This window comes from Pararhodobacter marinus (assembly GCF_003122215.1).
GTDB lineage: Bacteria > Pseudomonadota > Alphaproteobacteria > Rhodobacterales > Rhodobacteraceae > Pararhodobacter > Pararhodobacter marinus.
Genome location: NZ_QEYD01000010.1, coordinates 189,158 through 211,311, shown reverse-complemented (window position 1 = coordinate 211,311; position 22,154 = coordinate 189,158). Strand labels below are relative to the sequence as shown.

At 62.5% G+C, this 22,154-nt stretch carries 21 protein-coding genes, 1 tRNA gene and 2 pseudogenes; 6 read left to right on the top strand and 18 right to left on the bottom strand.

Going from position 1 to position 22,154, the window contains the following annotated elements:
• Positions 1-98: 98 nt before the first annotated feature.
• Positions 99-175: transfer RNA gene (locus tag C4N9_RS16655), tRNA-Met, on the top strand.
• 120 nt (positions 176-295) lie between these two features.
• Here the strand turns inward: C4N9_RS16655 and C4N9_RS16650 are convergent.
• The 3 genes from C4N9_RS16650 to C4N9_RS16640 are packed head-to-tail and all read right to left on the bottom strand — an operon-like array spanning position 296 to position 6,462.
• Complete coding sequence (locus C4N9_RS16650) at positions 296-3,448, bottom strand: helicase-related protein (RefSeq protein ID WP_109534472.1); 3,153 nt, start codon at positions 3,446-3,448, stop codon at positions 296-298.
• A complete protein-coding gene (locus C4N9_RS16645) occupies positions 3,438-5,294 on the bottom strand; it encodes a phospholipase D family protein (RefSeq protein WP_109534471.1) in 1,857 nt (618 codons plus the stop codon). The genes C4N9_RS16650 and C4N9_RS16645 overlap by 11 nt, the downstream gene beginning before the upstream one ends.
• On the bottom strand, positions 5,284-6,462 hold the full coding sequence (locus C4N9_RS16640; protein WP_109534470.1) for a DUF6361 family protein: 1,179 nt from the start codon (positions 6,460-6,462) through the stop codon (positions 5,284-5,286). Before C4N9_RS16640 ends, C4N9_RS16645 begins: the two co-directional genes overlap by 11 nt.
• A 190-nt stretch (positions 6,463-6,652) precedes the next feature.
• Between C4N9_RS16640 and C4N9_RS16635 the strand changes: the two genes are divergently transcribed.
• Together C4N9_RS16635 and C4N9_RS16630 are read left to right on the top strand one after the other, a co-directional pair.
• Entirely contained in the window at positions 6,653-6,931 is a 279-nt protein-coding gene (locus C4N9_RS16635) for a helix-turn-helix domain-containing protein (RefSeq protein WP_109534469.1), read from the top strand.
• Positions 6,922-7,275 carry a C1q-like domain-containing protein gene (locus tag C4N9_RS16630; RefSeq protein WP_342748824.1) on the top strand — a complete coding sequence of 118 codons (354 nt, stop codon included), beginning with the start codon at positions 6,922-6,924 and terminating at the stop codon, positions 7,273-7,275. Before C4N9_RS16635 ends, C4N9_RS16630 begins: the two co-directional genes overlap by 10 nt.
• Positions 7,276-7,320: 45 nt before the next feature.
• Here C4N9_RS16630 and C4N9_RS16625 read toward each other — a convergent pair whose 3' ends face one another.
• The 7 genes from C4N9_RS16625 to C4N9_RS16600 form a co-directional block, all read right to left on the bottom strand.
• Positions 7,321-8,265, bottom strand: a complete 945-nt coding sequence (locus C4N9_RS16625; protein WP_109534467.1) for a GIY-YIG nuclease family protein — start codon at positions 8,263-8,265, stop codon at positions 7,321-7,323.
• Positions 8,265-8,585: a restriction endonuclease gene (locus C4N9_RS16620; RefSeq protein WP_109534466.1), complete on the bottom strand. Its 321-nt coding sequence runs from the start codon at positions 8,583-8,585 to the stop codon at positions 8,265-8,267. Before C4N9_RS16620 ends, C4N9_RS16625 begins: the two co-directional genes overlap by 1 nt.
• Complete coding sequence (locus tag C4N9_RS16615) at positions 8,582-9,022, bottom strand: DUF4391 domain-containing protein (RefSeq protein WP_109534465.1); 441 nt, start codon at positions 9,020-9,022, stop codon at positions 8,582-8,584. Before C4N9_RS16615 ends, C4N9_RS16620 begins: the two co-directional genes overlap by 4 nt.
• Positions 9,019-10,728: a C-terminal helicase domain-containing protein gene (locus C4N9_RS16610; protein ID WP_210404061.1), complete on the bottom strand. Its 1,710-nt coding sequence runs from the start codon at positions 10,726-10,728 to the stop codon at positions 9,019-9,021. The genes C4N9_RS16615 and C4N9_RS16610 overlap by 4 nt, the downstream gene beginning before the upstream one ends.
• Positions 10,729-10,819: 91 nt before the next feature.
• Complete coding sequence (locus C4N9_RS16605) at positions 10,820-11,746, bottom strand: Fic family protein (RefSeq protein WP_245902592.1); 927 nt, start codon at positions 11,744-11,746, stop codon at positions 10,820-10,822.
• Positions 11,700-11,798, bottom strand: coding sequence for a hypothetical protein (locus tag C4N9_RS22460; protein WP_342748823.1), 99 nt, complete (start codon positions 11,796-11,798; stop codon positions 11,700-11,702). Before C4N9_RS22460 ends, C4N9_RS16605 begins: the two co-directional genes overlap by 47 nt.
• A gap of 428 nt (positions 11,799-12,226) precedes the next feature.
• Entirely contained in the window at positions 12,227-12,604 is a 378-nt protein-coding gene (locus C4N9_RS16600; protein ID WP_109534464.1) for a hypothetical protein, read from the bottom strand.
• Positions 12,605-12,730: 126 nt separating this feature from the next.
• Between C4N9_RS16600 and C4N9_RS16595 the strand changes: the two genes are divergently transcribed.
• Genes C4N9_RS16595 through C4N9_RS16585 form a run of 3 tightly spaced genes read left to right on the top strand, consistent with a single transcriptional unit; the run spans position 12,731 to position 16,127 of the window.
• Positions 12,731-14,308, top strand: a complete 1,578-nt coding sequence (locus tag C4N9_RS16595) for a recombinase family protein (RefSeq protein ID WP_281260139.1) — start codon at positions 12,731-12,733, stop codon at positions 14,306-14,308.
• Entirely contained in the window at positions 14,302-15,195 is an 894-nt protein-coding gene (locus tag C4N9_RS16590; RefSeq protein WP_109534462.1) for a ParB/RepB/Spo0J family partition protein, read from the top strand. The genes C4N9_RS16595 and C4N9_RS16590 overlap by 7 nt, the downstream gene beginning before the upstream one ends.
• Positions 15,192-16,127, top strand: a complete 936-nt coding sequence (locus tag C4N9_RS16585) for a plasmid partitioning protein RepB C-terminal domain-containing protein (RefSeq protein ID WP_109534461.1) — start codon at positions 15,192-15,194, stop codon at positions 16,125-16,127. Before C4N9_RS16590 ends, C4N9_RS16585 begins: the two co-directional genes overlap by 4 nt.
• A 313-nt stretch (positions 16,128-16,440) precedes the next feature.
• Here C4N9_RS16585 and C4N9_RS16580 read toward each other — a convergent pair whose 3' ends face one another.
• From C4N9_RS16580 to C4N9_RS16540, 8 genes and pseudogenes are all read right to left on the bottom strand, one after another.
• A complete protein-coding gene (locus tag C4N9_RS16580) occupies positions 16,441-16,686 on the bottom strand; it encodes a hypothetical protein (protein WP_109534460.1) in 246 nt (81 codons plus the stop codon).
• Positions 16,687-16,733: 47 nt separating this feature from the next.
• A pseudogene (locus C4N9_RS16570) lies at positions 16,734-17,457 on the bottom strand (YcbK family protein).
• A gap of 68 nt (positions 17,458-17,525) precedes the next feature.
• A complete protein-coding gene (locus C4N9_RS16565) occupies positions 17,526-17,840 on the bottom strand; it encodes a hypothetical protein (RefSeq protein ID WP_245902590.1) in 315 nt (104 codons plus the stop codon).
• Positions 17,752-17,976: pseudogene (locus C4N9_RS16560) on the bottom strand (transposase); the annotation flags it as partial. The pseudogene C4N9_RS16560 and the gene C4N9_RS16565, both read right to left, overlap by 89 nt.
• A 483-nt stretch (positions 17,977-18,459) precedes the next feature.
• Positions 18,460-19,608 carry an aromatic ring-hydroxylating oxygenase subunit alpha gene (locus C4N9_RS16555; protein ID WP_109534458.1) on the bottom strand — a complete coding sequence of 383 codons (1,149 nt, stop codon included), beginning with the start codon at positions 19,606-19,608 and terminating at the stop codon, positions 18,460-18,462.
• A gap of 30 nt (positions 19,609-19,638) precedes the next feature.
• Positions 19,639-20,205 (bottom strand): nuclear transport factor 2 family protein, encoded by a 567-nt coding sequence (locus C4N9_RS16550; protein WP_109534457.1) that lies wholly within the window; start codon positions 20,203-20,205, stop codon positions 19,639-19,641.
• Between the two features lie 8 nt (positions 20,206-20,213).
• Positions 20,214-21,509: a TRAP transporter large permease gene (locus C4N9_RS16545; RefSeq protein WP_109534456.1), complete on the bottom strand. Its 1,296-nt coding sequence runs from the start codon at positions 21,507-21,509 to the stop codon at positions 20,214-20,216.
• Positions 21,506-22,096 (bottom strand): TRAP transporter small permease subunit, encoded by a 591-nt coding sequence (locus C4N9_RS16540; RefSeq protein ID WP_109534455.1) that lies wholly within the window; start codon positions 22,094-22,096, stop codon positions 21,506-21,508. The genes C4N9_RS16545 and C4N9_RS16540 overlap by 4 nt, the downstream gene beginning before the upstream one ends.
• Positions 22,097-22,154: the final 58 nt, after the last annotated feature.

Below are 22,154 nucleotides of genomic sequence, written 5' to 3'. Positions count from 1 at the left end.
TACTGCGACCCAAGTCGTGGGAGAGTAGGTCACCGCCAAACCTGATAAGAAACAAAAAAACCTCATTCTATACGATGATACTGAACAGACCGAATTGTCGCGGGGTGGAGCAGCCCGGTAGCTCGTCAGGCTCATAACCTGAAGGTCGTAGGTTCAAATCCTACCCCCGCAACCAAATTCCTACGCGTTTCCAAACGCTTAAACGCCGCCCTCCGGGGCGGCGTTTGCGTTTCCAACACCCGTGGAAGCACTGTGGAAGCAAGAGGGGCCGAAGTCCTTCATATCGCTGCGTATTCTATGAATCCGACATAATGGCTGGTCTCGGCTCGAGGCGAATTTGCAGGTCGCCGAGCATCGAGCCATCCATACCAGCACCTATGATATGCTGCAGATACTCCAGAAGATCATCCTGACGGGGCTGGCCGAAGGCCAGGCGATACACTGTCAGGCTGCGCTTGAGCCAAGCCAAGCGGGTTACCTCCCGGCTGAACGGCAACATCGGCACGCGCCGTTCGACCCTCACTGAGCCCTCATAGATCCAATAGGGGATGAGATCGGTGTCTACTGGCGCCTCGGATCGGGCGCGTTCGAACATCAGTCTCCACGGATCGTCAGGAGATCGCCCGCCGCCCCTGATGGCGTCGGCCTGCCGTTCGGCAAGATTGAGGCGCACTGCGTGGCTCTTGAATCGGTGAACGCGGCCTTCACGCTGTTCGAGGTCAACCGGGTTGCTCGGCAAGTTCCAATGGTAGACGCGATAGCAATAGGGATGAAAATCCAGCCCCTCCTGTCCGACCGAGGTCGTGGCGAGAACAAACGGCCGAAACGGTGAGTTAAACGCTTCGCGGACGCCTCCGAGCCGTGCAACGGCGCCATCCTCATCTTTGTAGTCGGCGAGCCGCATCGCAAAGCGTCCGCGCATCTGGAACTTGCTGATGGCGAGGGACTCGCCGTCGACATGCACATCATCGACGTCGATCTGCGAAGGGCGAATGGCGAGGGCATGGGCCATCGCATGAGCGACCCCTGTGGCTCGTTCTTTGGCTGGACGGGTCCCGAGGCCTTCTGCGTCGACGAGGTAGTGGGCGTATTCGTCGAGGACGGCCTGAAGATTGTGCTGGGCCCCATAGACCAGAACGCGCCGCCAGTAGTGGTCGTCTGTATCCCGTCGAAGCAACGCGACCGCGTCATGCTGATTGAACAACGTCCGGAATGACCAAGCGACTTCAGCGGCAGCGCTGAGTAGGCATGGATCGTCCCAAGCCAGTTCGGAGGCGATCCGCTTGAGGGCGCGAAGCGCGCAGACCGCCGGGCTCCCCAACGCCACGTCGACAAGCAGTTCCGAAATATCAGCCGGCAAAGCGCCAACGTCACGCGTCGTCACCGCGGCCGCTAACTCACGGACATGATCCTGATAAGCGTCCTCGCTCGCCAGGGCGCGCATGCCTAGGGGAGACTCCAGCCATGTGCGGGACCGTGCGCCAAGGAGGTCATCGATCACTGCGGGAGCGGCCCACTCCGCGCTGCCGGTATCGTGCCGCGCTTCGACTTGTTCGTTCAGACCATCGAGGACGGGCTTGAGGCGGTCGCCTATCACGGCGCGCATCCCCTCCTGCGACAAGAGAGTCTCGGTTTCGCGGAACACCATCAGCGGATCAGCCAGTTCCGCCAGCTTCGGTGATGGATAGATCAGCAGCAGAGCGCGCAGACCTGCAAGCCGACCGTGGTCGTGCCGGAACTGCAACGGGCGCAGGCGATGCTGTTCGAAATAGCGCCGACCGGATTCGCCGACGCCCATGCGCCGTTCGGCCTCGTAGGACAGCAGTGCTGCAATCGCGTCTGGCACCATAGACCAAGAGGAGAACAGCAGCGCCTTGGTCAACGGCGCGCCGGAACGTGGCTCGCCGTAATAAGGCATAGCGGGGGGTATCCAGAGGTTCTGTTCAAGGTTCTGGCCGAAGATGTCGTCCATGATCGCACGCATGCGGCCATTGGCCGGGTCCAGAGGCGCGTAGGCATCGATGGCGTCGTGATCGAGCATCGTCGCGCGCGCTGACTGAATTGCGGCGCGGAGCGCAGCCGAAGGAGCGTCCACCTGGTTCTCGAGCAGCCGTTTCAGACTGTAGTGACGCATGAAGTTGAGTAGGTACGGTGAAGACTTCCAGTACTCGATGATTTCCGGAGCATCGAGTATGCGCGCCACTTGGGAAACGGCGGATGCCTGCGCGAGATCGGCGGGCGCGACCGAGACGCTGATGGCCGGCTCACTCATCATTGAGTCGCGATCGACTGTGGACGCCACCCGCTCGGTTCGAGCGATCACCTGCCGAAGGCGCTTTTCAATGGCCTCGCGGCTCGCGACCGCTGGCGCGTGAGATTGTGGCAGGGCATGAAGGAGCCTGCGGAAGTCGCGCATTTCGCGCGCAAGCGTCGCCGCTACCTCCGGTCCCTTTTCCCGGCCATAGAGGAAACTGATGGTCTCAAGGAAGTCCTGGTAGTGGTCGCCTTCGTCAGGCTCGTCGCCGTTGAGTGTGAGCATCCGGTAGGGCGTGGCGGAAAGCAGCAATGTGCGGGCTGCGTGCCCATCGCTGCCCGAGTAGTCGAACAGCTCTCGCGCTAGGATCGCTGCGTCGCTGTCGCCGTGCAGTAGGTCCCGAAACCGCTGAAACTCGTCCATGATGATCAGGTCGGGTTGCAGTGCATCCACGCAGGCGTGGGACAGCTTTGCGCGGAGCCGTGCGACCAAGCTGTTGCGGGGCTGTGTGATCTCCGGGGGATAGAAGTCCCTGCGGCGTGGGAAGAGTTCGCAGACCCGCTCAAGTTCCTCGAAGAGATTGTGATCTGCCTGTACGTCGCGGCGGAAGCGATCGATTATTCGCTTGTCGACCCCTTCGAGGGTGAGATCGTGCACTGCGCGGTTCCAGCCGTCCACGCCGGCCGTGACCTGCAGCAGGTTGTGTAGGCCCCGTGGGCGCGCAACGAGATCGCGCAGGAGATGGCACAGCAGGGCGCGTTCCTGCGCAACTCCCGTTGAGGAGCGCAGATCGAATGTCGTGCCCGGCGTCAGACTGATGAAGTTCACCTTGTTGGCATCGAGACCCACTTGGCCGCGCAGTTGCAGAGGAACGAGAGTCATGCGGGTCGGCAGGGCGAGCTCCCGCCGACCGAGGACATTTAGCCGATTGAGGTTCTGGGCTGCGATCGCCTGGTTCGAGCAGATGTAAAGGATGTCGATCCGTTTGGTGCTGTCCCACAGATGCTCGATCATGCGAGCGATGACTCCGCGCGCCACCATCGTCTTGCCGAGGCCGACTTCGTCGGCGACCAAGAACTGGCGGACAGGATCGTCCTCGCCGTAGAGCCGATGGAAAACATAATCGACGGTGCGTCGTTGAAAGACCTTAAGAGGAGCGAGCGCTGAGTCGGCGCGGAACCGTTCATTCACCATGCACGGTATCCTGCGAAGCAAGCGCAATTCGGAAGGTGTTCCAGAGCGCGCGGAACTCGGCGGGGATCGGGTCGGTATCGGTACCGTCGCCGGTTCCCAGGCGTTCGATGAGGCGTTCTATGGCGCGGAGCTGGTCGCCGCCTTGGCAGAACGCCCGGACCATCTCTTCGAGGATTGGAGCGTCGTCGCTTGCCGCGCGCCAGGCACCTTGACCGGACCCGTCCTGCGCCGCCAGAGCGGCGGCGAAGGGATCGCCCAATTCCGAGAGTAGAAGCCGCAGGTAGCGAAAGAAAGCGTCCCTGCTATCGATGACCCAGCGAAGGATGGCGGCGTGGCGTTCTGCGGGGAGCCCATCCATCATGAGCCCAGTGCTGAACAAGATAGAGAGATTTTCCTTTTCGTCGGTCAGATGACAGGCGAGGAATCGGGTGAGGTCGACCAACGGCATCGTGCCAAGGTCAGCCGGCTGTCCTTGCCGAAGCAGCTGTAGCACGAAGTGCGCATGCCCTTCGCCCCGAGTGATTGGCCAAACGCGCAAAGCGCCAATCCCAGCAAGCGGCATCGGTTCGGGTGGTACAAGCCAGACCCGCCACGTCGAAGCGCCTTCATCGGTTGGCTCGCCACGCTCGCAACGGAGCTTGAGGCCCGTTCGGCATATCTCGCGCCGCGCCAATTCCAAGCGCGCCTCGGCTGCCCGTTGCGCCGCATCGGCTGCACTCATCTCGTTGCGGACGAAAGGCCGCGTCAGCCTGCCAAACCCCTTCTCGCCAAGGATTTCCTCGATGCTCCCGACCCGCGAGCGCTTCCCCGTCAGGGTGGCGAAGATCTCTACATTCTTTCCGGTCAGCAGCGCTGGCCGCGTTGCGTTTCCCGAACCGATCGTGATCGCGGTGTCCCAGCCGCGCTCGGCGATGAACGCCTTGGCGTGAAGCCCTTGCAAGGCCGTGGCATCCTCCTCCTCGCCATCTTCCGTGGTCGCCATTTCATCGAGTACCGCAACGCGGGCAAAGCCATCCAGCGTGACATCCGAGACTTGTGCGAGTTCGTCGGACCGGCCGATGAAGATGGGTTTTCCGGCGCTGGTCAGGCCGCCGAGCATCGACAGGGTCTGATCATCGCAGAAGGGTGAAACCACGCCCAGCCGCGCGCAGGGTTCCGGGCGCCAAGGCTTCCCGCCGAGTCCGTTGACCGAGAAAGAGACGCTCTGGAACGGCTCGGGCAGAGTCCATTCGGCGCGCCGGATGTCTGCGGCGAGTTCATCGACGAGTGTGTTCACGCCCTCGGGAGCGCCTGCGGTCGTGATGCCGGGAAGCTGACGGAGAAATTCGGCGATCGGGCGGTTGATGGCTTTGGGCTGCTTGGTGACCACGCCGTCGAGGGTGGCCGCAAGATCCCAGGAACGATCACGTGTCAGGTTCCGAGATAGGATGAGTAGGCGAACGCGCGCTGGGTCTTCGGGTCTTAGCGGTGTGAAACGAAGCGCCCACATCTTGGGATGGAAGGCTCCGCCTTTGGGTGCTGCCACCTCGACCACAATGCGTTCGAGCAGCGAGCAAAGGCGGGAGTGCGGTCGGGCACTCGCCTGAATGTGGCCCGCGTCGGTGAAGACGACGAGCCGGCCCGCGATGCGCTCGGCACCCTCCAGCAGCGCCAAGGGGTGAGAAAGTATGTCGTCGCGATTTTCCGCTGCAAAGAGCGCCAGACTTACCGGCACCGCGAGCGCGGTCTCGAAGTCGAGCGAGAAGGTCGTGGCGACCGCCGCGTCGAAGACATAGCCTGCGGGCGGCTGAAGGTTGGCGCCGTATAGTGTTCGCTGCTCGGGATCGAGGCTGCGCCTATTTAGCATTCGCGAGATCCCGGAGATGGGATTTGGCCTGCGCCCAGCGGAAGCTGAGGCGTTCTGCGCCCGATGCACCGGTCCAGCGGTCGCGCACGGCATGATTGGCGTAGCGGGACTGGCTGGTCTTGAGCCGGCGTTCACGCTCCTCGACAAGCTGTCGCCCCGCGGGCGACGTAACCACTTGTTCTGTCCCCGCTAGAACCAGTTCTCGCCACTCGGTCACGAAGCGCTTTGCGGCTGGTCGGACGGCGTGCGCCGGATGCTCCACCACGTTCCAGAAATCATCGAGCGACCACGCACGGACGGCGCCGAGATCGAGTTCGTCGCTCCAGGCTTCAAGCCGCTCGCGATAGGTGTCGATCCAATCATCGCGCTGGCGCAGCTCGCTGAGCGCGAGGTTGTAGAGCAGAGCCGCACCGTGCATCAGATGGGAGAAGATTTCCCCATGTTGGACGAGGCGCCGAGCGGCGGCCGGAAACGCCGCTAGATGAGGATGCGTCCAGATCTGGTCGCAGTCCGCGTCGATGCCTTCGCGCGCCAGCATCGTGAGCAGTGAGTTCGGTTGACTGGCGACCAGCCGATCGATGAGAAACTGCGCCTCCTCAGCGGTCAGGTGGAAGACGGCGCGCTCGAGCAGGCCGCTTGGCATCTGCGGCAAGGCTGGATTCCAGACGGTGGGCGCCTGGGCGCCGGCCATGGCTTCTTCACCGCTCGATGTGACGTGCGAACGGCCTCGGCGGCGCAACGCGACGAATAGGCTGTCAAGGGAACCGGGGAAAACCCGAATCCCCCATGCGCCGAGCCCGGCCCAATACACCGAACTCGGAAGTCGCTGGAGACGCGGCCCGGCATCGCGGCCGATGATGCCGTTGGACTCGCCGCCGGCTTTCAAGGCGTCGGCGAGCCGGATCTCCGCGTCGCGCGCCTGAGTGCGCAACTGCGCTTCGGGAAGGTCGCGCTTTTCCAGATCCCGATAGAGCCACGGAATGAACAGCATGTACCGCAGCCGCGTCTGGATCGTGCTCGTGCCGGGGAAGAGGTGATCGGCGATGGAGTCCCGGATCGCGCCAAGCCCCAGCTCATCGCGGGTCTCGCGCTCTTGGAACAGCGCCGTGATGCGCTGTGCCCGCTGACGCTCTGCTTCATCAAAGTCTATCCAGGCAAGCGACGACATGTGTTCAGGCGCTTCGTGGCTTGCGTCCGTTCCGTGAAGGACCAGTCGCGCGTTCAACTGCCTGCATCATGTACGGCCGCCTCCGCATGGGCCGGTCTCCTTCACTGTTGATCCCCTTGTGGATAAGGCGTAACAGTTCGCATATCCGCGAACAAGCGGATTGACAGGGAGATGAAGCGATGAACCGGCCATGTCCGCCGACGGTGTGACCTTCGGCCAGGCGATTTCGAAGGCCCGCAAGGCACTCGGTCTCAGCCAGAAGGAGCTCGCAGCGCGCGTGATGAAGGAAGAGGGTGGCGGGTCGATATCCCCGCAGTACCTCAACGACATCGAGCACGATCGACGCAGCCCCAGCTCGGGGCACCTGATCCGCCAGTTCTCCGGCATCCTGAACATACCGGAGGACTACCTGTACGCACTTGCAGGCCGGCTGCCGGATGATCTGCGACCTGGACGAAAATCGGTCTGAACAACACCGACTACAACGACCAAGGCGCGTTCGACGCCACGAACAACCGCTTCGTGGCGCCCGCGAACGGCACCTACCTCTTTGGCGCGACGCTGCTCTACAAGATCAATGCCAGCACTTCGGCGCGGATGAGCGGGCGGCTCGTCCTGAACGGCGCGACGGAAATCCGCGGCTCCCTCGGCGAAATGTCCGCCACCCACGTTTCGCTGGCCACCGCCATCTGGCTGCAGACCATGGTGCCGCTCACCGCGGGCGATACCGTCGAGCTGCAGGGGTATTTCCGGGTCGCGGACGGGTATTTCGCCGCCGACCACACGTCCTTTTGGGGCTGCAAGGTCGGCTAAATTCTCGGCACGCTGACGGTACCGTTCCCCGGGCCGTCGCAACCTTCAGAATTGGCCTGACGCATCGCCCGCCGCATCTTGGTTTGCCTCCCAATCCGCGTAATTGCGTCCGTCTGGGAGCTTCCAGAGGATCCGGCCATTGGCGCTCGCACCAATGACGGCCGCAGCTGCGGCAGAGGCAGATGTGAAGCTGTAGGCGCTTGTGAAGACAAGAAAATCACCTTCCTCGCGGAGGACGCCCTTCTCGACAAGGGTGTTCCGGAGCGTGACCGTCCCTCTCGGTATCGTTCGCGTCGTCCGTACCCTTGCCCTCGAACCTGCTGTGACGACGAAATCCCCGGAGGGCCCGATCTCCATCTCTGCCGCGAAGCCGTCGCCCCGGAAGAAGAACCGAGGGCTTTCATGGAGTTCAGCCTTTGGCAGTTCTTGCTCCGCGATCTGCTCCGGCGCACGACCGCGGACTTCTCGGAAGAGATCCCAGCCAAGGGCCCCAACCAGAGTTTTCGTCTGATCCACGAACTCGTCCATGGCTGCGCGGTCGGGGAGCGGTAGCTTGCCCGCGTCGTCGGACGGCGTGCGCGTGTTGGGCAGGGTCCAACGGGGATTGCTGACGACCCCCCGGATCAGACAAGCTTCGACATAGCGCGCGTGGCTCTTGGTCAGGTTCTCGTCCTTGCTTATCAGCACGACCGTGTCGGTCCAGAAGCCTTTGGCATCGCGACCGGCCTCATTCGAGTTGTGATACGACAATCGAGCGCCGACGCCTTCGGACTCGCCGATGTAAGCCAGTTGCCGGTCCTGCGCATCTTCATCGGCGCCGATCAGGATGTACACGCCTGGCCGTTCGATTTCGGGGAAAGCCTCACGGACCCGGCGGAGCTGATTGCGCCGGAAGGCGATCGCTTGGATCGTCGACATCGAGATTTGTGCCACCCGTATGCCATTCGGATCGCCGTCGAGCAGGAAGATATTGATCGAGCGGGGCTTCATCACGCCGCACGCCCGACCAAGTCCATTAGCTTCCCGTAGTCGGTCACAACATCGTATTTCACGCGATCTGTGGTGATACGCTTGCTGATCTCGTCGAAGAATTTGCGGGCGCACTCAATCTTCGTCTTCTCGATTTCGCGCAATTTCATGCTGGACATCGTGCCCTTCGTCTCGGCCACGAAGTAAATGTGCCGTACGCTGCCAGCCTTAAAGGATATCGCCCAATCTGGGTTGTAGTCGCCGACTGGAGTCGGGATCAGGAAACCCCGTGGGAGTTTGGCATAGACAACGACCTCGCTGCTTGTATCCAGCTCCTTCACGAAATCTCTTTCGACATCGGAATCGGTAATCGCATAGTCGTAGACGTGGTTCTTGAGCTGCTTCGTGGCTCGGGAAAAATCTTGGCCAGTCTGGTTCGCGGTGAAAATGTCCACGTCGTACCGCTCAGCCTGACGCGGCCGCCATGCGCCACCTCGAAGATCAGCGGAAAGGGGATGGCCTTGTCGATGGCGCGCAGCACGTCACGGTCGAGCGTCGCGGTGCGCGCGGTGATGCGGAAGACCTGTATCTCGGCCACCTGCTTCGTCGCCGCCAGATTGACCGTCTCGGGCGCCAGCTTGTGCGACCAGACGATCTGATCGACCTCGCGCACGAAGAGGTCCTTGAGGCCCGTGTTCGCCCCGGCGTGCTCGTAGATCTTGGTCTTGGGGATCACGCGCCCGAAGGCGGCGGCGCGGGGCCAGTCGTAGAGGGTCATTCGCTGCCCCCTTCGATGACCAGGAAGGCGATCAGCTCGAAATCGTCCAGCCCCTTGATGGTGTGAGTCAGCGCCGTGGTGCGCCCGCCGCTGAAGAGGCTGTCGATATCCTTCTCTTCCTTCACCTCGATCATGGAACGGATCACGCTGGAGAGCAGGTCGGAGTAGCGGCCCATCTTGCGCCCGTCTTCGGTGCGTTCGTTGAAGACGCGGCAGACGTCGTGAATGGGCTCGATCCGCCCTTTGCAGCTGGATCGGATCAGATCGAGCAGGCGCTTGACCTCGGTATGGTCGGCGACGATCTGCCCGTCGTCGTCGATGTAGACCAGGTAGAAGGGGTGCAGCCGGTTCTGCTGGTTGACGTTCACGCTGTCGTGGATGTTCTTCAGCGCGAAGATGACGCCGGGCGCCAAGCCCAGCTCTGGCTGGGCGGGGACCACGGCGTGCATCCCGAAGGGCACGTTGTCGAGCTCGCCATGCTGTTTGACGTAATTGAGCAGGTCCATCCGGAAGTCGTTCAGCCCGAGATCGGTGATCGAGATGCCCGCTTTTGCGTCCTCCAGCTCGATCACCTCCTCCTGCATCCGCCTCAGTTGTTCCTTGCGGTAGGCGATGTCGTTGGACTTGGCGGTGAGGACGTTGTCGTCGCCGGTGGCAGTGACGTCGGCGATCACCATCCGGTTTTCGACGCGTTCCTTGAGGTTGATGTACTCGTCGAGCGAGATGTCGGGCCAGTAGTTGACCAGCTGGATCTGGCTGTTGGGGGAGCCAATCCGGTCGATCCGGCCGAACCGCTGGATGATCCGCACCGGGTTCCAATGGATGTCGTAGTTGATCAGGAAGTCGCAATCCTGAAGGTTCTGGCCTTCCGAGATGCAGTCGGTGCCGATAAGGATGTCCAGCTCTCCCGGCTCGTTTGGAAGGACGATGGCCTTCTCCTTTGACCGCGGGGAGAACAGCGTCAGGACGCTCTGGAAATCGTAGGACTTCTTGAGCGTCGTTTTGGGTGCGTCCGACCCGGTGACCTTGCCGACATGCAACCCGAGCTGCTGTGCAAAGGGCGCGAGATTATCGAAGAGGTAGTTTGCCGTGTCCGCGAAGGCGGTGAATACCAGCACCTTCCGGTTTCCGGGGTTCAGCGGCTCGTCCACTTTCTGCCTGATGAGGGCAAGCAGGTGCTGGAGCTTGGCGTCGTCCGCCGGTTTGACCTTCTCCATCGAGGCGATCAGCTCTTCGATGAGAACTATGTCAGCGGCCAGGTCGTGCTTCCAAGACGGCAGGTCCATGTCGGCTAGGCTGATCTGGACCTTCTTCCCGACCGTGAACTCGTCGAGGCCGGAGAGGTCATCGTCCTCCGGGTCAAAATCGCTCACGTCGGCAAGGTAGTCACTGACGCTCTCGCTGCGTCCCGTTCTCTCGAAATCGTCGATCGCGTCGATGGTGCGCGAGATGTTTGCGCCGAGAGACCGAAGCGTAAGCCGGAACGCTGCGACCGAGCTCTCCAAGCGTTTCAGGAGGTTGGTCGTCATCAGCGCCTGAAGGCTGCGCTCACGATCGGCCTGTCTGAGCTTGCCCCGTCCGCCCTCGACCTGCGTGTCGTAGATCTCCTCATACTTCCGCAGACGGCTGGGCAGGATGTAGCTGATCGGGGCGTAGACCGCGAGCTTCAGCACCGAAAGCTGGGTGAAGATGTCGTTAAACCCCATCACGTCCGACCGCTCGGTAATCGGGCGGTGATAAGAGAGCGGCTTGCGCCTTTGCCCCCATCGACGGGGCGGATAATCGTCGCCATGACCCTCACACCTTCAGCAGATCGAGCAGCGGATCAAAGGCGTACATTGCCGCACGTCGTCCGGAAGCCGGTTCAATGGTGCGCAGCATGCCCACCTCGACCAGCCGTCGGGATAGCGCGCGCGCCGAGGATGGTGGGATGCCTGAGCGTTCGACGAAGCGGTCGTTGCGGAAGATCAGGCTTGCGAAGACCAAGTCCAGCGCCTGATCATGGAACTGTGAGTTCAGGACTTCGCGGAACCGCTCCCGCATCTCGCCGTGCAGGCGGAAGATCGCGTCGGCCGTCTGGATGTTGACCGTCGCCTGGGCGTGCATCGCCTGGAGGAAGAATACCACCCAGCCGGTCCAATCGCTCTTGGCGGAAACGGCTCGCATCCGCTCGATGTACTCGTCCTTGTTGGCCTCGAAGTAACCCGACACGAAAAAGTTCGGCTGATGCAGGACGCCGAGCTTCCACAGCATCAGGGTGATCAGCATGCGGCCGATCCGACCGTTACCGACCTCGAACGCATGCAGCGCCTCGAATTCGACATGCGCGATGGCGGTGCGGATCAATGGCCGCATCGTGCTTTCGTTGATGTAGCGGACCAGTTCGCCCATCGCCGGGCCCAGCTGATCCGGGGCAATCGGAACGTAGTAGATCCTTCCCTGCCGTTCATCCCCGATGTAGTTCTGCTCAACCTTGTAGCTGCCGGGGCGCTTGCGGGCTCCCCGGCCAAAGGACAGCAGCTGCTGGTGGGCAGTCCGGATCAGGTGTTCGCCAAGCGGGGCGCCGTCGGCGAGGGCTTGCTGGGCATTCCGCAGTGCGCGGGAATAAAGGTAGGTCTCGACGTCGTCGTTGCGCGCTTCCCGATAAGGGTCGGCGCTGCCCGCGTCTTCTTCGGCTTCAAGGCGGTAGAGCTCTTCGTTCCATCCGAGACGAGGTAACCGCATCCTGGCGACGCAGGGGGGCGAGGAACAACTCGCTGTTCACCATTCCCGACATCTCGGCATCGTATCGGGCAAGGGAGGCCGCTGCCTCTTCAAAGGGTCCGAGAAACACCTCGTAGTCGAGTGAGCCAGGGGGAAAGTCGCCGGTGTGATAGGGAACGGCATCTGTCAGATCGTAGGGTTTTGATGATCATGCAGGCACTGATTCTGTCGTCAACGAGCGTTGCTGCGAACCGAGTCACAGAAAATGCGCTTGGCAACAGAATATCGCCCGATACTAGCATCAAAGGGCGTTGTCGCCAGCGGTCTGCCGCCAAGAAGGTTTGGTGACAGAAACTGGCAGGAAAACGGTATCAAAGCATGATCCCCTGTCATTCGCCGCAACTGATGCGGAGAATGGGGGTTCTAATCTCCGCATGAACATTGTGGCGACTTGTTTCCTGAACGACTGGGCGGGGTGGCGCCCAGCCGCTCCCCTGCATGTCAGGAGCCCCCGGACGATTTCTGTTCCTGTCCGAGGTCTTGCAACACAAGCTCGCGCGCAGGACAATCGGTACATCTGTGCCGCCGCTGCTCCGGCAGTCGCTCGGCCATGATCAGGATGGTGATCAGCACTGCATCCGAATGTTGCGCGAGCCGGATCAGATGCTCTCCGCTAGGCCCGCGTTCGCCAGACAGCCAGTACTTGGCCGTCCGCTCACTCGCTCCGGTCCAGCGCATCACCGTTTTGATGGCCTGATGCGTCGGCCCCAGTTCGCGGCGCAGGGCATCGGCAATGGCCGTGCGATACGCGGTCTGATCGGCGTCTAGGTGCACAGTTGTGCCCATTTTCGGCACAGATGTGCCCATCTTGATCCGCATCGCGGCGTCCTCCTCCGGTAAACCTGTGGAGAAGACAACACAGCGGCAGATTCCATTTTGCGCCCCAGCCAATACCCCGGGTCCGACCAGACGGAGACGCCTGCATGAACTGATCTGGAGACGGGCATGGCAGGCAGAGAGCTGCCCTCAAGAAAAGAACCGGCGAACTCCCCGCCAAAGCGCCGTGCGGCTGAATACGTCCGCATGTCGACGGACCATCAGAAATACTCGACCGAAAACCAGTCGGACGCGATCCGCAAATACGCGGAGGAACGCGGCTTTGAATTGGTCCGTTCCTATGCCGATGCGGGCAAGAGCGGGCTCAGGATCGAGGGTCGCGAGGCGCTGCAGCAGCTGATCCAGGATGTGCAGGACGGCACCGCGGATTTCGAGGTGATCCTTGTCTATGACGTCAGCCGATGGGGCCGTTTTCAGGACGCCGATGAATCCGCCTATTACGAATACATCTGCCGTCGCGCCAACAAGCAGGTCGAGTATTGCGCCGAGCAATTCGAAAATGACGGAGGTCCGGTTGCCACAATCGTCAAGAGCGTCAAGCGCGCGATGGCGGGGGAATACAGCCGGGAACTTTCCAACAAGGTCTTCATCGGGCAGTGTCGCCTGATCGAACGCGGCTTCCGTCAGGGCGGTGCGGCAGGTTTTGGCCTTCGCCGGGTCCTGCTTGACGAACGGGGTGAAGTGAAGGCCGAGCTGAAGCGCGGTGAGCACAAGAGCTTGCAGACAGACCGGGTGATCCTGGTGCCAGGACCCGACGCTGAGGTGCAGACCGTGCGCTGGATCTACAGTCGGTTCCTCAAGAACGGCCGTTCGGAAAGCGAAATCGCCAGAGAATTGAATGAGCGCGGGATCCTGACCGATCTCGGCCGGGCCTGGACCCGCGCCACCGTCCATCAGATCCTGACCAACGAGAAATACATCGGCAACAACGTCTACAACCGGCGCTCCTTCAAACTGAAGCAGAAGCGGGTCGCGAATGGTCCGGAGATGTGGATCCGTTCGGAAGGGGCGTTCGATGCCATCGTCGAGCAGAAACAGTTCCGACAAGTGCAGGCGATCATAGCCGCCCGGAACCGCCGGTTCTCGGACGACGAGATGTTGGAACGGTTGACGCGGCTGTTCCAGCGCCACGGCTACATATCCGGTCTGGTGATCGACGAGGCCGACGGGATGCCGTCCAGCGGCGCCTATGCCCACCGGTTCGGCAGCCTGATCCGGGCCTATTCCCTCGTTGGCTTCACACCGGACCGGGACTACCACTACATCGAAGTGAACCGCTTGCTGCGGCTGTTCCACGGCGACGAGGTGGAGCGTGTGATCCGCGAGATCACCCGTCTCGGCGGCACCGTGACGCGCAATCCGGCGACCGACCTGCTGACGATCAATGGCGAATTCACCGCCTCCGTTGCTGTCGCCCGCTGCCGCGAAATCTCCACCGGCGGCCTGCGCTGGAAAATCCGTTTCGACACCGGCCTCGTGCCCGACATCACCATCGCCATCCGGATGGACCGAACGAACACCGCCGCGCTCGACTATTACCTGCTGCCCCAATTCGAGATGCGAACAAGACCCCTGGGGCTTGCCGAGGAGAATGGCCTGATGCTGGACGCTTTCCGATTTGAAACGCTCGATTTCTTCTTCGACATGGCCCGCCGCGTACCGGTTGCCGAGGTGGCACCATGGTGAGCGAAGTCGAGTTGCGGGACGAAGTGCAGATCATCCCGATTTCAGCCATCACGGTGGAGAACCCGCGTGAACGCTCGGACAAGACCTTCCGCGCGCTTGTCGACAGTATCGGCAAGGTCGGGCTGAAAAAGCCGATCACCGTCGCCCGGGTCGATGAAGAGGCGGGAGTGTCCTATCGTCTGGTCTGCGGTCAGGGTCGGATGGAGGCTTATGTCGCCCTTGGGGAAACCCAGATTCCGGCCATCGTCGTGGATGCGAGCGAGCCCGAGCGACTTTTGCGCAGCGTGATCGAGAATATCGCCCGCCGTCAGCAGCGGCCGCTCGAGCTGTTGCAGGACATCGCCATCCTGCGCGACCGAGGCTACTCTGATCATCAGATCGCCGACAAGACGGGGCTTTCCTTCGCCTATGTTCATGAAATCGGCGAGTTGATCGCCAACGGAGAAGAACGCCTGCTGATCGCGGTCGAGACCGGGCAAATGCCGCTCAGCGTCGCGCTCTACATCACGCGGGCCGAGGAGAAGGACGTGCAGAAGGCGCTCGAGGCTGCTTATGCCTCCGGTGAACTGCGCGGAAAGAAATTGCTGGAGGCGCGGCGGCTGGTTGAGTTGCGCCAGCGCCACGGCAAGCAGCGAGGCGGCGCGCGGAACACACAGGCACGAGCGCGAATAACTTCTGCCGCGCTGGTCAAAGCCTATCGCGCCGAGGCCGAGCGACAGCAGGACATGGTCCGCAGGGCGCAGTCGACGCGAAGCAGCCTGCTGTTTCTCGATGCGGCGTTTCAGTCTCTGCTGAAGGACGAGAACTTTCTGACGCTGCTCCGTGCCGAGGGTCTCGACAGCCTGCCGCGCATCATCATCGACGGGTTGCGGGAGCCAAGAGCATGACACAGACAGGGAGAATGCCTCCGCCGAAGAGCCCGGGATTTGAAGCGAACCTGCGCACGATCCCGATCGATGCGATCCTGCCGGTCAAGCAGTTGCCAGTCACCGTGACCAAGAGTCAGAAATATGGGCAGATCGCCGCGACGATCCGTGAGGTCGGGCTGATCGAGCCGCCGGTGGTCGCCCGCGCGGCTGGGCAGGACGGATCCTTCATCCTTCTGGATGGCCATGTTCGGCTGCATGTTCTGAAGGAAATGGGCGAGACGACCGTCACCTGCCTGGTGGCGACCGACGACGAATCCTTCACCTACAACAAGCGCATCAGCCGCCTCGCCACGATCCAGGAGCACAAGATGATCCTGCGCGCGGTCGAGCGCGGCGTATCGGAGGCCCGTATCGCTGCAGCCTTGAATGTGAACATCGCGCTGATCCGACAGAAGCGGACCCTGCTGAACGGCATCTGTCCGGAGGCAGCCGAACTGCTGAAGGCCAGGCACTGCCCGATCAACAGTTTCCGGTCCCTGCGGAAGATGAAGCCCCTGCGGCAGATTCAGGCGGCGGAACTGATGATCGCGGCTAACAACTACACGGTGCCCTATGTCGAGGCGATCCTCGCAGCATCTGACGCCACAGACCTGGTTGACCCGGCTCCAAAGAAGCCACCTGCTGGCGTAACGCGCGAACAAGCCGAGCGAATGAAGGCCGAGATGGCCAACCTGCAAAAGAACATAAAGCTGATCGAAGGCACCCTTGGACCCGATCACCTTCGGCTGGTTGTGGTCGGTCGCTATGTCGAGCGGCTTTTGCAGAATGACCGTCTCGCCCGCTACCTCGACAAGAACCACGGTGAAATCCTCGGCGAGTTTCGCCAGATCGTGGCGGGCCTCGTGCAGCCTGCGTCCACGACGGAAGCGAGGAGGAGCGAGACCGAGTAGTTCGGCAACTGTCCTTCTTTCGACGATGGGGACCTGGACCCGAAAGCGCGGGGACCGCAGGAGGCGCCGGACAGAGGGCCGGATCAAGTGCGGTGGCGGGGATGGCGGCGAACCCGCGCGGAGCCCGCCAGGCTGGATTGAGTTTTCACCGGCCCAATGGTCGGTGTCCGGCCATTGAAACAAGCGGGCGCATTCGCCGCCGAAGGTGAATGCGCTCGTTCATCATGGCGAAGCCCTTAAATTTCTCGTTCCACCGGAACCCGAATCCTCTGAGCAGACGGAGTCGCATTCGCTCAGCTGTTTGGAACAGCTTTCACCGGCACGCCCGCGCCTGATCGCGCAACACGGCGTAGTCGGCGAGCATCCTGACGATGACGGCCCCTTGCGGCAGCGCTTCGACCTCGTCGGCGGCGCGCGCTTGTTCGGCGCTGGTGTATTCAACCATGGGCGGGCACGGCGCGCGGGCGTCAGAACCTGCCATCGCGCAGCCGGTCAGCCAGAGCATCGCAATCAGGAGGGCGGCGGGCGGCAGCGTCGAGCATCTGGCGGTGGATCGCATCGTTTCTCTCTCGGTTGTCCAACCCTTCGGCGGCGCGCCCAGCGCGTTCACCGGCGCGGCGCGCTTTCCGCGCCGGGCCATGGGTGAGGAGCCAACCCATCACCGCTGGCCCTCTTCCAGTCGTCCAGCCGGGCGTGGATGGTGACGGCGATGCCGATCAGGGCGATGGCGATCAGCACCCAGCGCAAAGTGTCGAGATACGGCACCAGTGGCTGGATCGTGGACTGGGTTTCGGCGAGGACGTCCTGTAGCACTCCACCCCGGCCGCGCCGACAGTGGCATTCCCAGCCGCACCCCCACCGCGCAGGGTGCGGCTTTCCGACAGGACTTCGCGCGCGGGCGGTAGTTCCGGAGCGAAGGGCACGGGCCGGGCCGGGAAGGCATCGCCCCAGGGCCGGGCGGGGCCAAGGTCGATGGGCATGAAGCCGGAGCGGGGATAGTATCCAAACCCCAGGAACCCGACCGCTCGCGCCGCCGCCTCGAAAGCCGCGGGATCGTGGTTCGACATGGCGATGTCGAAAGCGGTCCCCTGCATGTGCTTCGAGCCCGGGGCCCCGCCGACGGCGCGGTTGTGCTCCGGACTGCGATAGGCCGACCGCACGATCAGCGGCTTGCCGAGGCGGTCGCGCAAGGCCTGCAGCTTGTCCATCGCCTCGGTGTTGATCTTGATCGCGCCGGTGCCACGGCAGCGATCTCGGTGGCCGAGAAGTCCGGCCAGCGCCAGGTGTTCGCGGGCGCTTCGCGCCAGTGGGGGTAGGTCAGGGTCGGCATAGGATCATCCAAATGAAAAAACCCGCCTTCGGGGGCGGGGGACGTGGCAGTCGCAATAGGGGTTCACGTCAGGCGGATCCGCCGCGCTGGACCGCGTCGAACAGCATGTCGCGCATCGAGCGGATGTCGGTTTCGATCCGGTCGAGACGGTCGCCCTCGGCCTTGCGATCCTCGCTGCGCTGACGGTCGATCCGGTCCCGGTCGGGGCGGTGCAGAAGGGCCTCGTTCGTGAAGGTCTTCCTCGTGATCGCCGCGATCAGCGCCATGGTGCCGCCGATCAGCGCGGCGGTGATCCCGTGGTCCCGAAAGGCCTGCGCGACCTCCCCGGCGATCGCGATCACGATAACCGTTGCGCTGTGCCAGCCGCTCAGGGCTTTTCTCACCGTAGCCGGTGCTGGTCTTGGCGCCAACCTCCAGCTCCATCAGACGTTCGGCGGCAAAGCCAATCATCTCACGCAGAAGGTCGGCATCTCCGCTCTTCTCCACCAGGGCTCGGAGGTCCATCATAGGTTTGGTCATCGGGTCTATCCCTCGGTTCAGGTTGGTTGTCGCAACCCGACCCTACCGAGAAACCGATGGCCACCGACACCTACACCACCAAACGGGACGTCACCCTACTGGGGCCATGTCGCCGCTCGGTTTCTCGTCCTCTCGCATGAAGTCGCGCGTCCGTACCGCTCGCTCGTAAATGCATCGCTCGCGCCGTTCTCCGCGCGGGTGAAGAGCCACAAGATGATTTCCTGGGCCTTCCGGGGTGCTCCGTCGGAAGATCGGTGCTGAAAGGGGCGAGACGTGCCTTCACCTCATGAACGTCATGGGTAAATCGTTGGAGTTCGTACCACCCGCCGAGTGTCCGGCGCTCGATGCCGACCGCCGTTTCTGGTGCGTCGATCTCACCATCGCCGCATGCCACTGTGCCGATATCAACCGTGCCGATGGCGCAAACCTGCATCCCGCGTTCTCGCTCACGCTCCAAGGGAGTACGAGAACCACGCGACATCGTCAGCCGCTCAGTCGCGCAACCCAATCATGGTAGTGCTGCAATGCCGGCTCATTGCGGCCGAAGACGAAGGCTTCGTTGGCTTTCGAGCTCAGCGTTTTCTGGATCTGGAAGCCCATGTTGTAATCCTCATCCCGAACGGCCCGGAGGGTCATCTGGCTGAACCCTTCCGTGGCGGCCTTCTCGGCATCGGTCTCGGGCTTCTTCGCACAAAGGATCGACTGGCGGGTCAGCGTGCTGTCCGGGTTGGGGCCGGGGAACACCTGGCTGACCAGCGCATGATCGCCGACCACGCCAGAGATTGAGGTGTTGGGAAACACGGAATGGATCAGGCGGATATGTTCGGAGGGGTCTGCCCAGGCGGTTTCAGGCTTGCGCGCAATTTCCTTGAGGGATTTCCGCCCGAAAACAATGCGTTGATGGGGACCATAGGTGTCGTGCAGCATCAGATTGCCGACGGTGTACTTGCCCACCGTTTCAGCGTGCAGGGTGTTGTGGTGATAGGCTTCCAGGTAGCCGTCCCATGCCACTTTCCAACCCGGCCCCGGCAGATCACGCTGATCGTAGAGATACCAGTTGCCCAGATCGAGCGTTTCGAGCTCGGCGGCGAAATCACCGAGCCATTCGTCAATGTCGAAGCTCTTGCCCGGCGTCAGGCAAACCCACACCAGTCCTGCCTTCTCGACACAGGGTAATTCGCGCAGGCCCATCTTTTCGATATCGACATCGCCGAACGTCTTGCCGCCATACATGCTGACCAGCGCACCCTTGGTGTCATAAACCCAGGCGTGGTAGGGGCACGAGAATTGCCGCGCTTCTCCGCGACCGTCGGCGCAGACCGGCGCGCCGCGATGACGGCAGGCATTGAGGAAGGCATGGGCCTTGCCCTCTCCGTCGCGGGTGACGATCACAGGCGTGCCGCAAACCTCGGTGGCGCGGTAGGAATTCGGCGTGGCAATCTCGATCGACAAGACAAGCGCGAGAGGCTGTTCTCGGAAGACCCGCTCCACCTCATGCCGATACCGGTCGGGATCGGTATAGGCCGAGACATCCAGCGCATAGGTATCCGGCGCCTGATCAGTGGTCCGGTTGACGTAATGGGTGACGGCGCGGCGCGCCAGGTCCATCGTTTCTTCGATCGGTCGTGTCATGGGGTCCTCCCTGTCAGATCGTTCGGCCGGTTACCGGGACCGGGCCGCGTTCCGCCGGGCCTCGAACCCGGCATAGCTGGGCAGCGGTTCGGGGATATCGGCATCAACCCGCTTCGCGCCAAGAACGACGCGATCCGTCTGTGTCAACGCACCGGGATATTCTGCGGCCGGAACATAATAGAAGAACCGGATGGCACGGTGGGCGATACGCCATGCACCGTCTTCGATCCGGTATTCGTCTTCATACTTCAGGGCTGCGAGGCTGTGGTTGCCGTTGGGCGTGGTCTCGGCGTGACCGAAAATGGTGCCGGCGGCCCGATCGTCGCCGGTGAAGCGTATGATATGATCATGGGTCCAGTGGAACCCCGGGCCGCGGACGGCCAGAACCTGTTCGAACATCGCGCTGATCCCTTCGCGCGTCTCCGCACGCATCGAGCCGTTCGGCGTATCGAAGACGGCGTCCTTGGTGAACAGGCTAGCCAGCAGGTCCAGGTCCCGCTCGTCACAGGCAATGGCGTAACGGGTGACCAGCTCCGAAATCTCGTGGCGAGCCTCAAGGCGGGCAAGCCGGGTTTCGATGTCGAGTGACTCACGCATCGCAATCCTCACTGTGCGTAGAAGAGATCGGGAAGCCAGGTCGCAAGCCCGGGCTGCCAGATCAGAAGAACGATCAGCGCCAGCATCGCGGCCAGGAACGGCGCAGCGCCGATGCAGACGTCGCGGAAAGGCGCGCCCCGGGCGCGGATGCCCTGCACGACGAACAGGTTCACACCGATGGGTGGCGTGATCAGCGCCGCTTCCATCAGCAGCACGACGACAACACCGAACCAGACCGGGTCGTAGCCGACGGAAGTCACCAGCGGGAAGACGATTCCGATCGTCGTCAGCATCATCGAGAAGGTTTCCATGAACATGCCGATCACCAGATAGAAGACGACGATCAGCGCCATGAGCTGCCAGGGTTCGAGCCCCAGCGCGCCGACCATCCGTGTCGCCGCCTGAATCGCGCCGAAATAGCCGACGACGATGTTCAGAATCATCGCGGCCAGAATGATGAGCATGATCATCGAGGTCGTACGGACGGTTCCTTCGAAACTGGCGAGCAACATGCGGCTGTTCAGGGTCCGGTTCGCCGCCGACAGGATCAGCGAGAGAACAACGCCGATGGAGGCGGCCTCGGTCGGCGTGGCGATCCCGGCATAGATCGTCCCGATAACGCCCAGAAAGATTACCATCGGCGGCACCAGATCGGTCAGGGCGCGGAGCCTGTCGGCCCAGCTGGCGCGTACCGGGCTGCCCGACAGCCCCGGACGCAACAAGCAGAGCCCCAGCACCGTCAGCGAGAACAGGGCCGCCAGCAAGGCGCCCGGGACAATACCGGCCATGTAGAGCTCCGGCACCGATGTCTGCGTCAGCACACCATAGACGATCAGCGTGACCGAGGGCGGGATCAGGATTCCCAGAGTTCCCCCCGCCGCGATCGAGCCCAGAAACAGCGGCTCGGAATAGCCGTGCCGGGCGATTTCGGGATAGGCGACGGTGCCGATCGTGGCCGAAGTGGCAACACTGGAACCCGATGTCGCGGCAAAGATGGTCGAGGCGCCGATATTGGCATGCATCAGTCCGCCGGGCAGCCACCCGATCCACTTCGCCACCGCGTCATACATCCGCGCCGCGATGCCCGACCGCAGGTTGATTTCGCCCAGGAGGACGAAGAGCGGAATGGAGAGAAGAAGATACTGGTTCGACTTTTCCCACAGGAAGCCGCCGAAGGTGCGTTGCAGCCGGCCATTGTTCCAGAACTGGTCCATGACGATGGCAATGTCGCCAAGGATCGCTGCCACCGGCAGGGACAGCGCCAGAAGGGCTAGCAACCCGGCAAGGAACCCCATCGCTTTCATTGCGCGGACCCTCCGCGCGTCGCGGCGGCCCCGGGAGCGGTGCCGCCGTGCTGGGCGACATGCGGAATGCCCGCAATCGTACCCACTTCGGCCGAGCGGCCCCGCAGGATCAGCAACAGAACATAGGTGGACAGGAAAACGAGGCAGAGCAGAAAATAGGCCAGCCCGGCCAGCCACAGGGATTGCGGGATCCAGAGCGGGGTTTGCAGCGCGGTCCGTGCGCGCGAATCGAACAGCAGCGTTTCGTCAAGCGTCAGCCACGCGCGCCAGGTCAGCACGGCCACGAAAAGCGTCAGCGCCAGAAGCGCCAGAAGGTCGGCCAAGGCCCTCAAGCGGGGCCCCAGCGCCTGATACACCACGTCGATACGGACATGCGCGCGCTCGAACAGGACAAAAGCGAAGCCCCATGTCGTCGCCACGGCGAAAATATAGCCCGAAACTTCGTAGACGGCCGGCGTCGAGATCGAGAAAAGCCAGCGCATCAGGACATCCGCCGTCGTCGCGAGTGCGATCGCCAGATAGCCCGCGCCGAAGATCCAGACGCTGAGACGCGACAGGCGATACAGGAAGGAATGCAGCTTCTGCATGAAGGTCTCCGTGAGCCCGGCCCTGATGCGGGCCGGGTCAGTGCAGGTCAGAGTGTCG